The sequence below is a fragment of the Peribacillus sp. SIMBA_075 genome, assembly GCF_046534585.1.
In genome coordinates this window covers 1-248 of record NZ_JAWRYN010001274.1, presented here as the reverse complement: position 1 = coordinate 248, position 248 = coordinate 1, and the positions used below count along the sequence as shown (strand labels likewise).

Genomic DNA, 248 nt, shown 5'->3' with positions numbered 1-248 from the left:
CCGACATCGCCAGCCCCGAAGAAGCGATGACCCTCCTTGTCGCTGCCATCCAAGACGCCGGCTACACACCCGGCCTAGATGATGTGGCGATCGCCATCGACCCGGCCGCGAACGGCTTCTACGAACGCGATGGCCAGTACAAGATCGCCGGCAACCTGCTCTCCCGTGATCAGCTTGTCGACGACTCGCTGCGCCCGCACGTCGAGACGCCCCTGAGCACCATCGAAGATCGCTTCGCCGAAGCCGAC

The 248-nt window shown here is 64.5% G+C and carries 1 pseudogene; it reads left to right on the top strand.

Features of this window, described 5'->3' with window-relative positions:
* A pseudogene (locus SB775_RS32440) lies at positions 1-248 on the top strand (phosphopyruvate hydratase); the annotation flags it as partial.